General features: G+C 35.3%; 13 protein-coding genes. 8 read left to right on the top strand and 5 right to left on the bottom strand.

Annotated elements, in window-relative coordinates; translation table 11 throughout:
* Positions 1-43: 43 nt before the first annotated feature.
* Positions 44-829 carry a class I SAM-dependent methyltransferase gene (locus tag ACFYKT_RS00755; RefSeq protein WP_389214020.1) on the bottom strand — a complete coding sequence of 262 codons (786 nt, stop codon included), beginning with the start codon at positions 827-829 and terminating at the stop codon, positions 44-46.
* A 319-nt stretch (positions 830-1148) separates the two neighbouring features.
* Between ACFYKT_RS00755 and ACFYKT_RS00750 the strand changes: the two genes are divergently transcribed.
* Both ACFYKT_RS00750 and ACFYKT_RS00745 read left to right on the top strand, forming a co-directional pair.
* Complete coding sequence (locus ACFYKT_RS00750) at positions 1149-1868, top strand: hypothetical protein (protein ID WP_389214017.1); 720 nt, start codon at positions 1149-1151, stop codon at positions 1866-1868.
* A 275-nt stretch (positions 1869-2143) separates the two neighbouring features.
* Positions 2144-2734, top strand: a complete 591-nt coding sequence (locus ACFYKT_RS00745) for a guanylate kinase (protein WP_389214015.1) — start codon at positions 2144-2146, stop codon at positions 2732-2734.
* A gap of 88 nt (positions 2735-2822) precedes the next feature.
* On the opposite strand, the gene ACFYKT_RS00740 is transcribed toward ACFYKT_RS00745, so the two are convergent.
* The 3 genes from ACFYKT_RS00740 to ACFYKT_RS00730 form a co-directional block, all read right to left on the bottom strand.
* A complete protein-coding gene (locus tag ACFYKT_RS00740; RefSeq protein WP_389214013.1) occupies positions 2823-4079 on the bottom strand; it encodes a M20 family metallo-hydrolase in 1257 nt (418 codons plus the stop codon).
* A 179-nt stretch (positions 4080-4258) separates the two neighbouring features.
* Positions 4259-5491, bottom strand: coding sequence for a DUF438 domain-containing protein (locus ACFYKT_RS00735; protein ID WP_389214010.1), 1233 nt, complete (start codon positions 5489-5491; stop codon positions 4259-4261).
* A 166-nt stretch (positions 5492-5657) separates the two neighbouring features.
* Complete coding sequence (locus ACFYKT_RS00730; RefSeq protein ID WP_389214008.1) at positions 5658-7610, bottom strand: GTP-binding protein; 1953 nt, start codon at positions 7608-7610, stop codon at positions 5658-5660.
* A 735-nt stretch (positions 7611-8345) separates the two neighbouring features.
* Between ACFYKT_RS00730 and ACFYKT_RS00725 the strand changes: the two genes are divergently transcribed.
* The 6 genes from ACFYKT_RS00725 (at position 8346) to ACFYKT_RS00700 (ending at position 14866) form a co-directional block, all read left to right on the top strand.
* Positions 8346-9872, top strand: coding sequence for a spore germination protein (locus tag ACFYKT_RS00725; protein ID WP_389214005.1), 1527 nt, complete (start codon positions 8346-8348; stop codon positions 9870-9872).
* A gap of 23 nt (positions 9873-9895) precedes the next feature.
* Positions 9896-10984 (top strand): Ger(x)C family spore germination protein, encoded by a 1089-nt coding sequence (locus ACFYKT_RS00720; RefSeq protein ID WP_389214003.1) that lies wholly within the window; start codon positions 9896-9898, stop codon positions 10982-10984.
* Positions 10985-11002: 18 nt separating this feature from the next.
* Positions 11003-12094, top strand: a complete 1092-nt coding sequence (locus tag ACFYKT_RS00715) for a GerAB/ArcD/ProY family transporter (protein WP_389214000.1) — start codon at positions 11003-11005, stop codon at positions 12092-12094.
* A gap of 140 nt (positions 12095-12234) precedes the next feature.
* Positions 12235-12738: a DinB family protein gene (locus tag ACFYKT_RS00710; protein WP_389213997.1), complete on the top strand. Its 504-nt coding sequence runs from the start codon at positions 12235-12237 to the stop codon at positions 12736-12738.
* A gap of 124 nt (positions 12739-12862) precedes the next feature.
* Positions 12863-13630, top strand: a complete 768-nt coding sequence (locus ACFYKT_RS00705; RefSeq protein WP_389213994.1) for a hypothetical protein — start codon at positions 12863-12865, stop codon at positions 13628-13630.
* A 114-nt stretch (positions 13631-13744) separates the two neighbouring features.
* Positions 13745-14866 carry a glycosyl hydrolase family 18 protein gene (locus ACFYKT_RS00700; protein ID WP_389213991.1) on the top strand — a complete coding sequence of 374 codons (1122 nt, stop codon included), beginning with the start codon at positions 13745-13747 and terminating at the stop codon, positions 14864-14866.
* 91 nt (positions 14867-14957) lie between these two features.
* On the opposite strand, the gene ACFYKT_RS00695 is transcribed toward ACFYKT_RS00700, so the two are convergent.
* Positions 14958-15758, bottom strand: a complete 801-nt coding sequence (locus ACFYKT_RS00695; RefSeq protein ID WP_389213989.1) for an RDD family protein — start codon at positions 15756-15758, stop codon at positions 14958-14960.
* Positions 15759-15770: the final 12 nt, after the last annotated feature.

Below are 15770 nucleotides of genomic sequence, written 5' to 3'. Positions count from 1 at the left end.
AGCACTACTAATAATAAGCAGTGCTTGTGGTAAATTTAAATAACTACTTTTTCTCCATAACTATGCTAATAGCTCCGAGGTACTTTTCGTATTTCTTAAAAGTTTCTTGCATTGCTTCAATCCGTTTTCTTGCTTCAGGATTAACTGCAATATTTTTTACAATATTTGCAAAGCCTTTAACTCCTTCATCTTGAATCATTCGTTTTTTTTCTAATAAATGCATTGGACGCATTTCGATGATTACAACATCGAATCCATTATTTTCAAAAAGTGATTTCCATTCAAAGACGGTTAATGGTTTTGTATTCACTCGAATGACTTGAGCCAAATCTTTGCGAATAGTATTTTTTAATTCTTCATCTATATCATTTGGGTTTAAACAAAGCTCATGAATTCCATACCGGCCGCCTTTTCTTAAGATTCTGTGAGCCTCTTCGATAATCGTTTCTTTTTGCTTAGGAGACTGCATTGTCAACATAGCTTCCCCATATAAGACATCAACAGACTCACTTGGTAATTGTGTATCTTCGGCATTGCCAATTACACATCTTGCATTGTTTGAAGGTAAATATTTATATACTTGTTTTGCGGCCTCTTCATTTTGCTCAATGGCAATATAGGATTTCGGTTTCTTATCAAGTACAATTTTAGCTGTAACACCTAGGCCAGGTGCAAATTCAGCTACATCATCATCTTCTGAAATATCTAAGTGATCAAGCATTTTTTGAGTTAATTCAATTCCTCCTGGACGCAGAACTCGCTTCCCCATTTTAGCTAGAACCCAATGTCCAGGCATTTTTGCAAAATCAGTTTGTACAACTGTAGACAAAAAAAACACTCCCCTCATTTGTTGATAATGATAATTGTTATCAATTACTATTATATAAGTGATACAAAATGAGTGTCAAGTTTATCTTGCTATTCCAAGATTTACAAATATAAAAAATATTAGTGAATGAGAAACCTATAGTAGAACGATATTTCTCCCCTACTTCCTAGATCTGACCAAAAATGCCTAAATAAATCCATCCAAAGCTTGGTTACAGGACATTTAAATCATGTATAATGGAGTTGTCCTTCTTGAGTTAAAGCATGACTAAAAAGTTATTTTGAAAGAAGGAACAAATAATTAGAAAGGATGAATTCTATTGAAAAGCGAATTAAAAACTATGCTAGAGACTGTAATTCAAGATGCTTTACTGCCAATTAAACAAGATATCCATTTTTTAAAAACAGAATTTCAAGGTTTAACTGCTGAAGTCCAAAATGTAAAATCAGACGTACAAGGCTTAACATCAGAACTCCAAAGTGTAAAATCAGACGTACAAAGCTTAACATCAGAACTCCAAAGTGTAAAATCAGACGTACAAGGCTTAACATCAGAACTCCGAAGTGTAAAATCAGACATACAAGGCTTAACATCAGAACTCCAAAGTGTAAAATCAGACGTACAAGGCTTAACATCAGAACTCCAAAGTGTAAAATCAGACGTACAAGGCTTAACATCAGAACTCCGAAGTGTAAAATCAGACATACAAGGCTTAACTTTAGAACTCCAAAGCGTAAAATCAGATATTCATGGTTTAACATCGGAGCTCCAAAGTGTAAAGTCAGAAGTCCAAGATTTAAAATCGCAAATGAATCATCGTTTTGACTCTTTAGAGACAAGAATGGGAAATGTAGAAATTAAGATGGACAATATGGAGAGCAAAATGACTGGAATAGAGATAGAGCAGCAACAAATTAAACAAAGTGTTTCTGAGACTAACAACATGGTCAAGCATATACATGAAGACCATAAATCAATCGTCGAAATCATCGGTGAACATGAGGTTTCAATTCGAACATTGAGAAGAATCCCTGTATAATATCTTCTAAAATTGAAGCCTCCTCTTTTTTTAAATCCCAATTTTTTGATAAGTCAATTTCAATTTATATATAACTATTTTTTGTTTAGAAAAGTAAAAAAACTCAAAATTTTCCTGGAAGTCTGTTATAATTAAACTATTCAAACTCTCTTCTATGAAGCTAGAAGTCTTTTGAAGTTCATTTTACCCCAATACTCCACTGATGCTTTTCACTTTCATTTTCAGCAATTGATTCTCGATCATCTGTTGTATTCAAAACCAAAGGAGGCCAACCTATGTACGAAATTAAAGAAAAGGAAAAAATATTTATTTATACGGGGCCAGATGGATCCGGAAGAAAAACGATTGCCAAAATGGTTGCAACAATGTTTGATATGGAAACAATCCTCTCTTATACAACACGATCCCCCCGGCATTACGAACAAGATGGTGAGGACTACCATTTTGTTGATGAAGAGCTATTCCAAAAGATGGTGAATAATCAGGAATTTATTGAAAGCGTCGAAATTGATGGTTTTCATTATGGCATTCGTGAAGATGATATTGTAAAAGGATTTGCATCCACCCCTCTTATTTATCTGACTTTGAATCCAGAAGGTACTGAAAAATTGAAGAATATGTATGGTGATCGCGTCAAACGTTTTTTCATTTATGCTGATCGTGATACAGTAGTCAGCAGGCAAAAGGCCAGAAAAGATAATGAAGAAGACATCAAACGGCATATGGCACATTACGATGAAATTATGAGATATAAGTCTAGCTGTGAATATTCGTTTGAAAATTATGATTCTCCACAGGTCTCTTTTCAAGTAAGTGAAGTAATTGAAGCATTTCTTGACAGGGATATCATTATTACAGATTATTAAGTTACCATAAAAGGACTATCTGATGGCTGTTTTAATAAGCATCAGGATAGTCCTTTTTTGTTGATAGAAACTTGTTTCAAGTCTCTATTTATTTTTCAACACAAGCCAACTTAGTCGCAGTACGGTACAAAAGTTCTGTACCTAATGAGATGTCCTCAAAAGTAGAGAATTCTTTTGGGTTATGGCTTATCCCATCTTTTGAGCGGACGAAGACCATTCCATATTCACACACGTAAGACATGTATAAGGAATCATAGAATGGACCACTCATTAATTTAATTGGGTTTAATCCAATTTGTTCACTTTCCCTACTCATAATATTCATAATTCTATCTGAACAGTAACGAGGTTCACTATTTGTATCTTCTGTAATTTTGTATGTTAACCGGTTCTCTTCAGAAATTTCTTTTATTTTGGCTCTTAACTGCTTCTCGATTCCATTGCGGCGTTCGATATTTATATCCCGTAGATCAATACTAAAGCTAACCTTTTCAGGAATGATGTTTCGAGAATCTGGGAAGATTTTTAAACTGCCAACTGTTCCGACAGTAGGTGCATCTGTATCCTGACTTGCTAATTCATTAAGGGCAATAATAACTTTTGCCGCACCAACAAGTGCATCCTTCCTCATTGGCATAGGTACGGAACCAGCATGACCTGCAAAGCCCTCTAATTCAACAGTAAGCCATAAGGGGCCAGATATTCCCGTAACAATTCCAACGGGTGTATTGTTCGCCTCAAGAAGAGGTCCCTGTTCAATATGCATCTCAAGGAATGCAGCAATGCTGCCAGCTGGATATTCTGATTCTTTTAATTTTGTTGGGTCACATCCAAACTGTATTAATGCATCCCTTCTCGTGATTCCATTTCTATCAGTGCGTTCTAGCTCTCCATCGTCTAGTTTTCCGAGAATCCCTCTAACTCCGAATAATCCTTTATTAAAGCGGCAGCCTTCTTCGTCAGAAAAAGAAATTACTTCAATCGGCATATATGGAATTATATTTTTCTCCTTCATTGTCTCAACAACTTCTAATGCTCCGAGAACTCCAATGACACCATCAAATCTTCCACCATATGGCTGTGAGTCAATATGAGAACCAAGCATCAAAACGGGTGCCGTTGGATTCTTCCCTTCAAGCCTGCCAATTAAATTTCCAAAATCGTCAATTCTTGCTGATAATCCAGCCTCTTCCATCCACTTCTTTACGGTCTCAACTGCTTGCCTGTCTTCTTTTGAAAGGGTGAGCCGACAAACTCCAGTCTCCCCAATTTTTCCTATTTGTGATAGTTCATTAATTCTTTTCTCTAATCGGCTTTTGTTTATTGTTAATAGTTGCACAACCATTCGTACTCCCCCTTTGAATTTCTCCTATGCTTCTTTATATGCATTTACACCCACTTGTACGACAAGCTATGGAAGATTTCATGGTTGGCATTCTATATATTTTGAAGCAGGTATAATTGAAATCGAAAATAGGAGTACGAAAAAACCTAGTACACCAATATGTACTAGGTTCATTTCAATTATGATAAGATTCGTTTTTCTCCGTTAATAGCCTGAATTGGATCAATATTCTGGGTGAATTCTAGTGTACCAACATATTCTCCATTTTGATCACGAACAGCAAAGTAACGGATATAAACATATTTATCTCGGAACTTAATATAGAAGTCTTCATCATCTTTCTTTCCTGATTTAAAGTCTGCCAATAGCTCTTCTACCACATGGACGCTTCTTGGTGGATGGCAGTTTTGAACTGTACGGCCAATGACAGCTTTCGTACGTGCAAAGATTCTTTCTTTTCCATGTGAGAAATAACGAACAACATCATCTTGATCAATAAAAGTGATATCGACTGGTAAATGGTTTAAAAGCAGCTCTAGCTGTTTCAAGGATAATAAGCCTGTTTCCATTTTGATATAGCCTTCAGAAATGGCATTTTCATCGATTTTATTTCTTTCTGGCTTCCAAACATCAGCTGGTTCTGTTAAACAGAAGCCAATCTCATCACTTTCATGAGCAATTTTCACCCACTCATCCTCAGTTAGATTCTGCAAGGCCATTGGAAAGAGAATATTTTCTTCGCGGTAAATCATATTGAGAACTTCTTGAATGATAAAGTTTGCAACACCAACAACAGCTTGTTTTTCTCCATTATATTGGGTTAATTTTTGTTTTGCATCTTTAATGGAATCCCTGATGAAATCATCTATTCTCCACATATTATTGGTCGGACCGTATATTCCGTATTTTTCCAAATAAGGGAAAATGAGATTTTCCTTACGGCTGTAATGCTTATCAATATCCAGTAATAGATTGCAGTCTTCTAAAAGCTTGAATACATTTTCTGGTGAATCGTCGGCAATAAACATGTCTAAGTGGACTTGAACTTTATTTTTAATATGCATTTCTATTTCTTTATTTTCCAGAACAAAAGTATGTACTGGATGTCCAGGTTCATTCTCTGGATGCTTTGCACGTTCAGTTTCTTCAATCGAGCCTCTAAAAATATCGGTATGCATAGAATATAATCGCTGAATTTCAGCTACCGGTAAATCGTTGTCCATCATTTCTTCATGTCTTAGCTTAGAAATTTCTTCAACAGTCACTTTTCCAATAAAGGCATCAAAGTGGGCCTTTACTTCCTTCACGTTTTTTCCATTGTAAAGATCTTTAAAGATTTGCTTTAATATTTCTAATCGTTCTGTATTATCAGCAATAGGTTGTCGTTCACGATTATTAATGAATTCACTCATTAGATATTCTCCTCGCTTGAATGGCTATTTTAAATACAAGTGATAACTTTTCTCATAAATAAAATACCATTAAACGAAAAGAAGGTTTGTGATTCATATCATTGGTGGATATAAAAATAGTAATAAAAAACAAGGTCTGTCGATAAGAAATGGTTTCGATAAACTTTCACAAACCATGCATTTCCTCTTCAGCCTTATCCCAAGCTACTGAATATCCCTGACCTTTTGAACAGAAGATTGAAAAAGATGAGTAATCGGGATCGGCATTTTTATTGTATCCAATTTGATTGATCACGGCATTTTTATTATGACATCGATCATAGCCAGCAAAGATTAAGCTAATGATTCCCTTTCCATGTGTGAAAGCAGCCAGTTGTGTACTGTATTTCATAAAGGTGGCTACTGGTGCAGTGCCAGTGATAACAGCTTTTTCCCCTTCTGTGATTGGCGGATCAAACTTTCCATATGCTGTCTGAATATCTGATAATACACGGCCCATAAAGTCAATATCAACTTTAATTTTAAACTGGTAATAGGGTTCAAGCACAATGTTTGAAGCTTTTTCAAGTCCCTGCCGTAATGCTCTATAAGTCGCCTCACGAAAGTCACCACCAGATGTGTGCTTATTATGCGCTCTTCCAGTAAGCAATGTTACCTTCATATCTGTAAGTGGTGAGCCTGTTAAGAGACCATGATGCTCCCGTTCAAAAAGATGCTGTTGAATTAAATTTTGAATTCCAATGGTTAAATCATCAGCATGACAAGTATTGTTGAAAGTAATTCCGCTATTTCGATCCCCAGGCTCTAATTTAAGATGAACTTCAGCATAGTGACCTAACGGCTCAAAATGACCGTAACCAATAACATTCGTTTCAATTGTTTCCTTATACAAAATCTCCGGTTCATCAAAGGAAACTTTTAACTGAAATCGCTCCTTGACAACTTGTTCCATTACTTCTAATTGAATCGCTCCCATAACGTGAATATGAATTTGCTGTAAGCTTTCTTCCCAAATGACATTTAGTGAAGGATCCTCTGCATCTAATATTTTAAAATATTTCAATGCCTCTTTTATATTTACCGAAGGTTTGAATCGTACTTTCGATTTTAACGTCGGAACTAGTTCAAAATTAGCTGATTCAGAAAGAGAGCCAATACCATCGCCAATTGAAGCCATCGATAAGCCTGTGACAGCGAAAAGTTCGCCAGCTTCTACATAATCAACTGTTTTGAATTTATTTCCATTGTATACACGTATTTGTGTTATTTTTTCGGAGACCTGAATTTCTCCATTATAATATTTTATTTCATCTCGTACTTTAATGGTTCCGCTCAAAGCTTTAATAAAAGTAATTCTCGTTCCATTCTCATCATGACGAACTTTGTATACGCGGCCAGAAAAGGCTTCATTGCTTGAATAATTGGTTATTGTTAATTGGTCCAATTTGGCTAAGAAATTTTCTATGCCGATGTCCTGCAGTGCTGATCCGCTTGAACAGAGAAAGATTTGATTTTGCTTAATCATTGTTTGTGCTGCTTTTAACCATAAATCCTTTTCATAGCCGATTGCCATATAGTGTTCTAAAAATGATTCATCACGTTCAGCAATAAATTCAATTAGTTCTTCATCCATTTCCCCATTTTGAAAGGAGTTTGTCACCTCAAAAACTTCTTTAGTTAAGTTAAGCTTAATTTCTTCAAGCACTGCCTGAACATCTGCCCCTACCCTGTCTATTTTGTTAATAAAGAAAAATGTAGGTATTTGATATCTTCTTAAAAGCTCCCACACAGTTTCAGTATGACTTTCAATTCCTTCAACTGCACTAATAATTATAATGGCATAGTCCATCACTTGAATCGCTCGCTCCATCTCTGGGGAAAAATCAACATGTCCAGGAGTATCAATTAAGAAATAATTGGAATCTAGGTAGTTAAAAATCCCTTGATCAGAAAACACCGTGATTCCCCGCTGCCGCTCAATTTCATGGCTATCAAGAAAGGCATCTTGATGATCGACCCGTCCTCTTTGTCTTATACTCTTTGTATGATAAAGCAGCTGTTCAGAAAATGTAGTTTTTCCTGCATCAACATGTGCTAATATTCCAATGGTTTTGTTCATCTTATATCCTTTCTTTTTCAATGAATGATAATAATATTAAGGCTAGTCCCAACATCTTGACATAATACACATGTTAAACCAAAGACTTCACCCGTATAACCAGCTGTATTTGTTAATGTTCTTCTGGATAATTTTGATTACTGATAAAGAAGTCCGGGGATAACTTGCACAGCATCCCTAGCATTTGTGTTAAGTGTCTTTGGATAAAAATGAAGAAAATTGATCACTAGAGAATCGATAAATAGAAATTCGGTTAAATGTATAAACCACAACAGAATCCCCCCCACACTTATCGCCTTTAAGAGTTTTTCTATTTCTGGACGTTCCTTTTTAGTTCCATAAACTTTTTCTATAATGCACTAGCTTTCGTTAATGCATCAATTTGAATGACTAAATTTTGATATTGAGTTGAAACTAGAGCAAATCCAATATTTTCCCCATTATATCTCTCCCATCGAATTAATTATTCCTACATTCTTATTTTCAGTCAATTTTAGGGAGCGAAGATTCACTAAATTTATAGAAAAAAGTTCACGCGGAAAAAACACCTAAAGCGAACGTTATGTCTATATAATAGAACAAAATATATCTAATAAATTGTAAAGTCCTTCATTTAAGGTGAATAATAAAGTTCTTGTCACTTAATTATATCTTAGATTATTTGAACATAATTCCAATTCTGTTGATAAATACTACTCATATCTATTTGAGGTGATGAACAGGATTGGGTGAGTTATGTTTAGAAAAAAAAGAGCAGAGCAGCAGCAACCTACAAGGAATGATGAAACTGTAGAAAAAACATCAAGTGATATATTTGCAAAGGCAAACAAGTCAAGCGATTTTACAACGATCATACCAATAGAACAAAATGATTCGTTGGTGATCAGTTATTATAAATCCTTGATTGATTCAAGTATCCTGCAAAATTCAGTTTTGCCATTTTTGAAGGAAAAAGCTACGGAAGTAAAAGAACTAACTGATTTAAAAAATATTATTCCAATAGAAGACATCCAAATATTAAATGATCCGATTGCTGTGGAAAAAGCCCTTCACGCTGGATCGATAGTGATTTATTTAATAAACAAAGCGGAAGAATATGCTCTCATCAATATTAGTTATTCCAGACTTGGTCAACGTGAAACAAACGATACTCAAAATGAATTTAGCGTAATTGGACCAAAAGTGGGGTTCATTGAGGATCTAACTACAAATCTTCATTTATTAAGAGATCATTTAAAAACGGCGGATCTCATTTTTAAGGAGTACACACTCGGTTCAAGAGGAAGTACAAAGGCAGTAATAGCCTTTATGGATGGGGTTACAAATCCGGAATACGTTAACACGTTACAGCAAAGGATAACGGATTTAGATTTTGATATTAACTATGATAACACACAACTAGAACAAATGATTTCAGACAATAGCTCAACACCTTTCCCTTTATTTATCACAACAGAGCGTGTTGATAGGGTTGTTGCGGCATTACTGAATGGCCAGGTTGTTTTAATAAGTGATAAATCGTCCTATGCAATTATTGGTCCCGTTTCATTAATGGACTTCTTTTCTAATTCAGAAGACTATTATCTTCCAACAATCGTTGCTTCTTTTTTTAAATTGATTCGTATTTTCGGGATGCTGTTTTCAATATTTGCTACGGCATTTTACGTTGCGATTTTAACTTTTCATTATGAAGTAATTCCGAAGGATTTACTAGGTCCGATTATCTTTTCAAGGGCAAATGTGCCTTTTCCACCGGTTATGGAGGTTTTATTTTTAGAGATCACCATAGACTTACTTAGAGAAGCGGGGGCGAGATTACCGACAAAAATTGGGCAGACACTTGGGATTGTCGGGGGAATTGTTATTGGCCAGGCAACGGTAGAAGCGGCCCTCACAAGTAATATATTATTAATTTTTGTAGCTCTTGCCGCATTATCTTCTTTTACTACTCCCATTTATAAAATGTCAAATGCAGTACGATTATTAAGGTACCCTTTTATCATAGTTGCAGCAATATGGGGAGGATTAGGTATATATGCAGGATTAGTTTTTTTAATTGTTCATTTGGCCAGGCTGAAATCATTAGGTGTGCCGTATTTACTTCCTATTTATCCTTATCGGAAAGGTGGAGTTTCTACATCTTTTGTAAGACCCAATTATATTAAAAATGACAAGCGACCTTGGTATTTAAGACCTTTAAGTGTAAAGAGGTATACACCGGTCTCGGGTAAGGATCCGGAAGATGATTTAAATAACGAATAATCATTTCTAAAAGGCGGCCAAATATGAAAAAATGGAGACAAAAATATATTCTCATACTAATGGTTTGTATCACTTTACTCGCAGGATGCACTAGAACGAGAATCATTGACAAAATTAGTATTGTCCATGTGTTTGGGTTCGATCAGGCAGAAAATGGCCAATTAATTGGAACGGCACTATTCCCTGAATATACAAAGAGCAAATCAAGTGATGAAATTCAACTTTTAGATGAACAGGCACAAAATGCTAATTTAATTGTTTCAAAAATGACAACACAAACGAGTACACCAGTGGAAATTGCAAAAATTAGAGTGCTATTATTCGGAAATGGCTATGCAGAATCAGGTGTACAAGATATGGTTGAACGATTTATTATAACTCCCCAGCTTGGAACGAATATCCAAATTGCAGTTTCCACAAATTCTGCTAATGAAACGTTGGAGACCTTTAAAAAAGGGAAAACTCTTACATTAATGGATCAGATCCAACATAATATGCTAAGCGGATCTCTTCCTGAAATAAACCTCCATGTATTTTTAAATCACTTTTATGGGGAAGGTATGGATGCATATGTACCTATGATAACAATAGATGAAAAAAAAATGATAAAGGTGGATGGCATTGGCGTTTTTAAAGGTGACCAATTCAAACTCCATTTAAATCGGGAACAAACGGTTTTATTTTCATATATAAAGGATAGAAAAACAGAAGCAATCTTCAAAATCGTATTGGATGCAAAAGATCCTGGGGAATTAATCACGGTGAAGGGTTTTCGCAGTAAAAGTAAGTGGGATTGGGATAAAAATAAAGGAGAACTAAATCTTCAATTAAAACTTGATATGACGTTAACACAGTATCCAAATAGATATCAGTTAGAAAAAGATAAAGATGTTTTGAAGATCAAGCAACTAATTGAAGAAAAGTTAGTTAAAGATATAAACGACTTAGTGGCAACGTTAAAAGAAAATGAAGTAGATCCAATTGGTATTGGAAATATTGTACGGTCAAAGGATGATTCGTGGGAGGAAAAATCCTTTTATGAGCAATATCCTACCTTACCAATCAATGTAAACGTAAAGTTACAAATCATACATTCTGGTCTAGAGGGCTAGTCAATAGGATGGATAATAATGGATAAGATAGTCAAAGAAAATAAAATGCTATCGCCTTACTTTATGTTTTTTCTCATGCATTCCACTCAAACGGGGGTTGGTGTTTTAAAATTTCAATCCCATATCATTAAGGGAGCAGGACATGATGCATGGCTATCTGTTTTAATATTTGGTCTAACGCTGCATATTGTCTTTTTTATGATGCTGTATATATTGAAGAACTCTAATTCTCGAGATATCATTTCCTTTCATCAAGAGGTTTTTGGAAAAGTACTGGGGGGTACATTGAATATAATTATGTCCTGCTATTTTTTAATGGCTAGTCTATACGCTTTACATATTTATATTGATATTTTACAGATATGGGTGTTTGATGGAATCGCAAGCTGGGAATTTTCTTTGCTTTTTTCATTACTCATTTATTATATTGTTTCAGGAGGTTTTAGAGTTGTTACAGCTATCGCATTCTGGGGTGTAGTCATTCCTAGTCTATTACTACTTTCTCTAATATATTTAACCTATTTTGTTGATACTTCTTATATATTCCCACTCTTTCAGCATAGTGTGAAGGACTATATCTTATCTGCAAAAGAAGCAGCGCCAATCTTCCTTGGATTTGAGACGCTTCTTGTTTTTTTTCCGTTTATTAAAAATAGTGAAAAAGCTTCTAAATGGGGGCATTTGTCTATTTTCTATACAACAGTATTATATACTATCATTTCGGTCTTTACATTAATGTTCTTCACTCAAGGGAAGCTTGAATACCTAACATGGCCAACATTGACGATGATTAAAATTATTCAGTTTCCATTTTTAGAGCGGTTTGAGTTTATATTTATATTTACATGGCTATTAGTTGTATTACCTGTCATTTGTATCTATTTATGGTCGGCTATAAGATCGATAAAAATGACATTTCCGATAGCTAAACCTACATATCTCCTCATTGGTTTACTTGCCGTATTTCATGTTGTAAACAGTGAATTAATTGGTATGCAATTTTCGGAGCTTTTTTCAAAAATGATAGGTGTCAGTGGGCTAATTTTTCTTTTTTGTTATATACCTCTACTCTTTTTGCTTGCTGTTCTTCGGAGAAGGTTCAAAAAATAGGCTTTTTGATTAAGGCAATTGCTTTTTATTTATTCAACAAAGAATTTTCTTGTGAAAAATGTGAAAATATGAAAAATAAGAAGGATTTATTATGTAAAAGAAGAATAAGGTATTGTATTTACTTAAGGAGGCATTAACATATGTATCATACAATTGATGAGTTTATGAATGAATGGATTCGAGAAGCTAAGTCTACCGAAAAAGTTTTAGATAATCTAACTGATGAATCTTTATCTTTAAAAGCTACTCCCGAGTACCGCACATTAGGCAGTCTTGCATGGCATGTTGTTACATCTCTTCATGAGATGCTTTCTCGGACAGGACTTACATTTACAGGGGCCGAACACGATAGCTCAGTACCTGTAAATGCTAAGGAAATTGCTGACAGCTATCGTACATCAAGTGAAAATATGATTGCTGCTATTAAAGAACAGTGGACGGATAAATCACTGAGTGAAATGGATGATATGTATGGTGACCAGTGGCCCAAAAGTCTGACATTATCGATTGTAAACTCACATCAAATTCACCACAGAGGCCAATTAACTGTTTTAATGCGTCTTGCTGGGCTCAGAGTACCTGGCATGTATGGTCCTTCTCGTGAAGAATGGGAAGAGTTTGGTATGGAAACTCCTTCGAATTAAATTCTTTTTGAAGTAATCTGCCCTTGATGTTGGATAAGGGCAGTTTTTTTCATTACTAAAACGAATGAAACATTCTTATAATATTAGCTATAATGGTACAATACCCATGAAAGGATGTGTAAGAATGGCGATCACTTTACCGCATATTGAAGATGCAAACCGTACTACCTATCTTCCGCCTATTGGTGAATTTGAACAATTCACTGATGAATCCCACTATGCTGAAAAAGTTCGGGAATGGGGATTATCAACAACAAAAGAGGTGAAGAAGGAATTCTGGTATAAAGAAAGAGATCATCAGCGCATTGTCACGATCAAAGGGTATGAGATATATGGGCAAGCTGGTGAATTTAATACAGTTATTGTTGAATTCCAAGATGGAAACTTATGCTGCATCCATCCTGCTTATCTCAAGGAAATGCAGGCAGCAAGTTTTGGAAAGGCGTCAATTACTGCAGCTGCTGAACCAGCACTAGCAAATAAAATTGAGGAACCTAGTACAAATAAACAAAAGTCTATTAAAAAAGAAGATACAGCTCCAAAGAAAGAAAAACCAGCGAAAATTGAATTACCTGAAGAAAAGGTACATTTTACAGCGAGAGTGAAGCAATTTGCTTTAAGCTGGAATCATTTCAATGAAGAAAATGATGAAGTTGTTGTTCTAGAAAATGTTGTGATTGAGCAGGAAAATTCAATTGAAGTTGGACTTGCTTGGTGTGCACATTCAAAAACCTTGAAGAAGTTTGAACTTGCACCCGGTGAAATGCTTGAATTTGATGGAAAAGTTGTGAAAAAGAAATTACCGAACGGAAAAGATGTGGAGGAAGAATTCATCGTTTCCCAACCGGTTTTGTATAAGATCAATAATCCTTCAAAGATTAAAAAAAGCTAAAAGAACGTGATTTTCGTTCTTTTGGCTTTTTTTTTTGCATGATATTACCACCTCCCTGCTCTTCTTTTTTTTGTTACACTTTTAGGGTTAAAGAATTTTGGGAGGGGTGTATGTATGAAGAAATTTTATCTGCTGCTTTCCATATTATTAATTTTTTCAGGAGGATTTATTGCAGGATCCTTTTTTACTAAAGAAAACAACAAAAAAGAAGTAAGTTTCGAACAAAACCCTCAATCTTCGAAAGAATTAGAACCAAAGGAAAAGCCTGAGTTAGATCAATCTCCTTCCAAAAAGTTAATTGGCTATGTTCAAGATTTTCGGGATCCAAATGTGGTTGATTATAAAAGATTGACTCATGTGATTTTTTCTTTTGCTCATCCAATGAAAGATGGCAGTATTCAATTTAATGGTGAAAATGCCATAAATAATTTACGGGCAATGGTTTCAAAAGCCCACCAAAATAATACAAAAGCAATGCTAGCTGTCGGCGGTTGGTTTCATATTAATGGCGGTGAGTCTTATGATTATTTTAAAGCGGCGATTGCTGACTCTGGTTCTAGAGGAAAGCTTGTCCAAGAACTAGCTAGTTTAACAGAACAAGAGAAATTAGATGGAATTGATATTGACTTTGAACATCCTCGATCACAAGAAGATGCAGCATATCTCCATGCCTTTACACAAGAATTAAGTAATAAGCTTCATTCACAAGGAAAAGAGCTCTCGATTGCGGTTCATTCAAAGATTCATAGTGTAACAGGCACTGAGCTAGGTTTTGTTGTTTATGAGCCTTCTATGTTTCAGGATGTAGATTATGTAAATATCATGGCTTACGACGGTCAATGGGATGGTGGGTATAATGCTGCCAATCTCTCTCCTTATCCGTTTACTGAAGATATTGTGAATTATTGGGCCACTCTTTTCGATACACATAATCTTTCGAAAGAAAAGCTTGTCCTGGGAGTTCCTTTTTACGCACAGCCAGAGGATCCAAATACAAAACAGGTTTCTTATGATGCACTCATTCAAAGTAATCCTAATAATGCGAATCAAGATATTGTGAAGTTGAATGGAACAATCTATCATTATAACGGAGATAAAACGATTCAAAGGAAAACAGAACTAGCCCTCCATCACGGCTTTGGCGGAATGATGATGTGGGAGGTTGGACTTGATGCAAAAGGTGAATATAGTTTAACTGCAACGATATCAGAGGTACTGAAGCAAACCAAGTTTTAATGAAGGGAATAATCACAAATCAACCTCTACTCATAATATTAGAAAAGGCAGTACACTTATAAAGTGGATACTGCCTTTTCTAGATATTCGCTTAAAGCTCAAATGCCCATTCATCTTTCAAAATCAAATAAAGAATAAGAATGGAATCTTCTAACTCACGTTCGTTCTTCCCTTCTACAGCAATGCCAAGCTTTAAGAAAAGGATATCAGCCAACTGTGCTGTTAGTTGACTTCTTTCTTCTAAAGGCAATTGTAAAAATCGGTTGCAGTACGCTCTTATTATATCCCACTCTTTTGAGCCTAATGATTTCTTCGCCCATTCTTCAATGATCAGATCATCTTTAGTAAGGCCCCTTTTCTCAATTTCCTTTTCAATGGCACTAAGTTTCTTCTTCCGCTTCGCTTTCCGTTCATGAACAACGATGGTGCCAGCAACAAGATCACCAATTCTCTTATGCTTTGAATGAAAAAAGATCATAAGGAGTCCAAGAAAATAATTGGCCGGCAAGGAGTCAATGATCCGAAGCAGATTTCGGATAAAGCTAGACAGTAATGTTAAACTATGCCCATTTTCCTGAATGACGCGAATCCCAATTATTTTTTTCCCAATTGTTCTTCCTCCTGAAAAAAATTCAAAGGCAAAAAAATAGCCCCAATTAATAAGGAAGATGAGAATAATTGTAATGGCTAATGGAAGTGAATTTATCTCCATGAGCATAAAATCGGGCGATCCATTCATAAATAAGAAAAAGGCAATAACGATTAAAATATTTACAATCATTAAGATGAGCTGGTCGATAATGAATGCTGCCGTACGGCTGCCGAGTCCTGCGAGTTGGAATTGCAGGGAGACAAATTCAGGTGTTTTTATCCCAACATTTTCTTGACTCATATAAATTCCCTC

Origin of the sequence: Cytobacillus mangrovibacter (assembly GCF_042865275.1) — a bacterium.
In the GTDB taxonomy this organism is placed as follows: Bacteria; Bacillota; Bacilli; order Bacillales; family Cytobacillaceae; genus Cytobacillus; species Cytobacillus mangrovibacter.
The sequence above is the reverse complement of the archived record's forward strand: the minus strand, read 5'-3'. Positions and strand labels throughout refer to the sequence as shown.

Bases quoted from the DNA above. Each gene is read 5' to 3' on its own strand.
- ACFYKT_RS00725 (WP_389214005.1), top strand. From the start codon at position 8,346: ATGTTTAGAAAAAAAAGAGCAGAGCAGCAGCAACCTACAAGGAATGAT.
- ACFYKT_RS00710 (WP_389213997.1), top strand. From the start codon at position 12,235: ATGTATCATACAATTGATGAGTTTATGAATGAATGGATTCGAGAAGCT.
- ACFYKT_RS00745 (WP_389214015.1), top strand. From the start codon at position 2,144: ATGTACGAAATTAAAGAAAAGGAAAAAATATTTATTTATACGGGGCCA.
- ACFYKT_RS00730 (WP_389214008.1), bottom strand. From the start codon at position 7,610: ATGAACAAAACCATTGGAATATTAGCACATGTTGATGCAGGAAAAACT.
- ACFYKT_RS00720 (WP_389214003.1), top strand. From the start codon at position 9,896: ATGAAAAAATGGAGACAAAAATATATTCTCATACTAATGGTTTGTATC.
- ACFYKT_RS00715 (WP_389214000.1), top strand. From the start codon at position 11,003: ATGGATAAGATAGTCAAAGAAAATAAAATGCTATCGCCTTACTTTATG.
- ACFYKT_RS00705 (WP_389213994.1), top strand. From the start codon at position 12,863: ATGGCGATCACTTTACCGCATATTGAAGATGCAAACCGTACTACCTAT.
- ACFYKT_RS00700 (WP_389213991.1), top strand. From the start codon at position 13,745: ATGAAGAAATTTTATCTGCTGCTTTCCATATTATTAATTTTTTCAGGA.
- ACFYKT_RS00740 (WP_389214013.1), bottom strand. From the start codon at position 4,079: ATGGTTGTGCAACTATTAACAATAAACAAAAGCCGATTAGAGAAAAGA.
- ACFYKT_RS00735 (WP_389214010.1), bottom strand. From the start codon at position 5,491: ATGAGTGAATTCATTAATAATCGTGAACGACAACCTATTGCTGATAAT.
- ACFYKT_RS00695 (WP_389213989.1), bottom strand. From the start codon at position 15,758: ATGAGTCAAGAAAATGTTGGGATAAAAACACCTGAATTTGTCTCCCTG.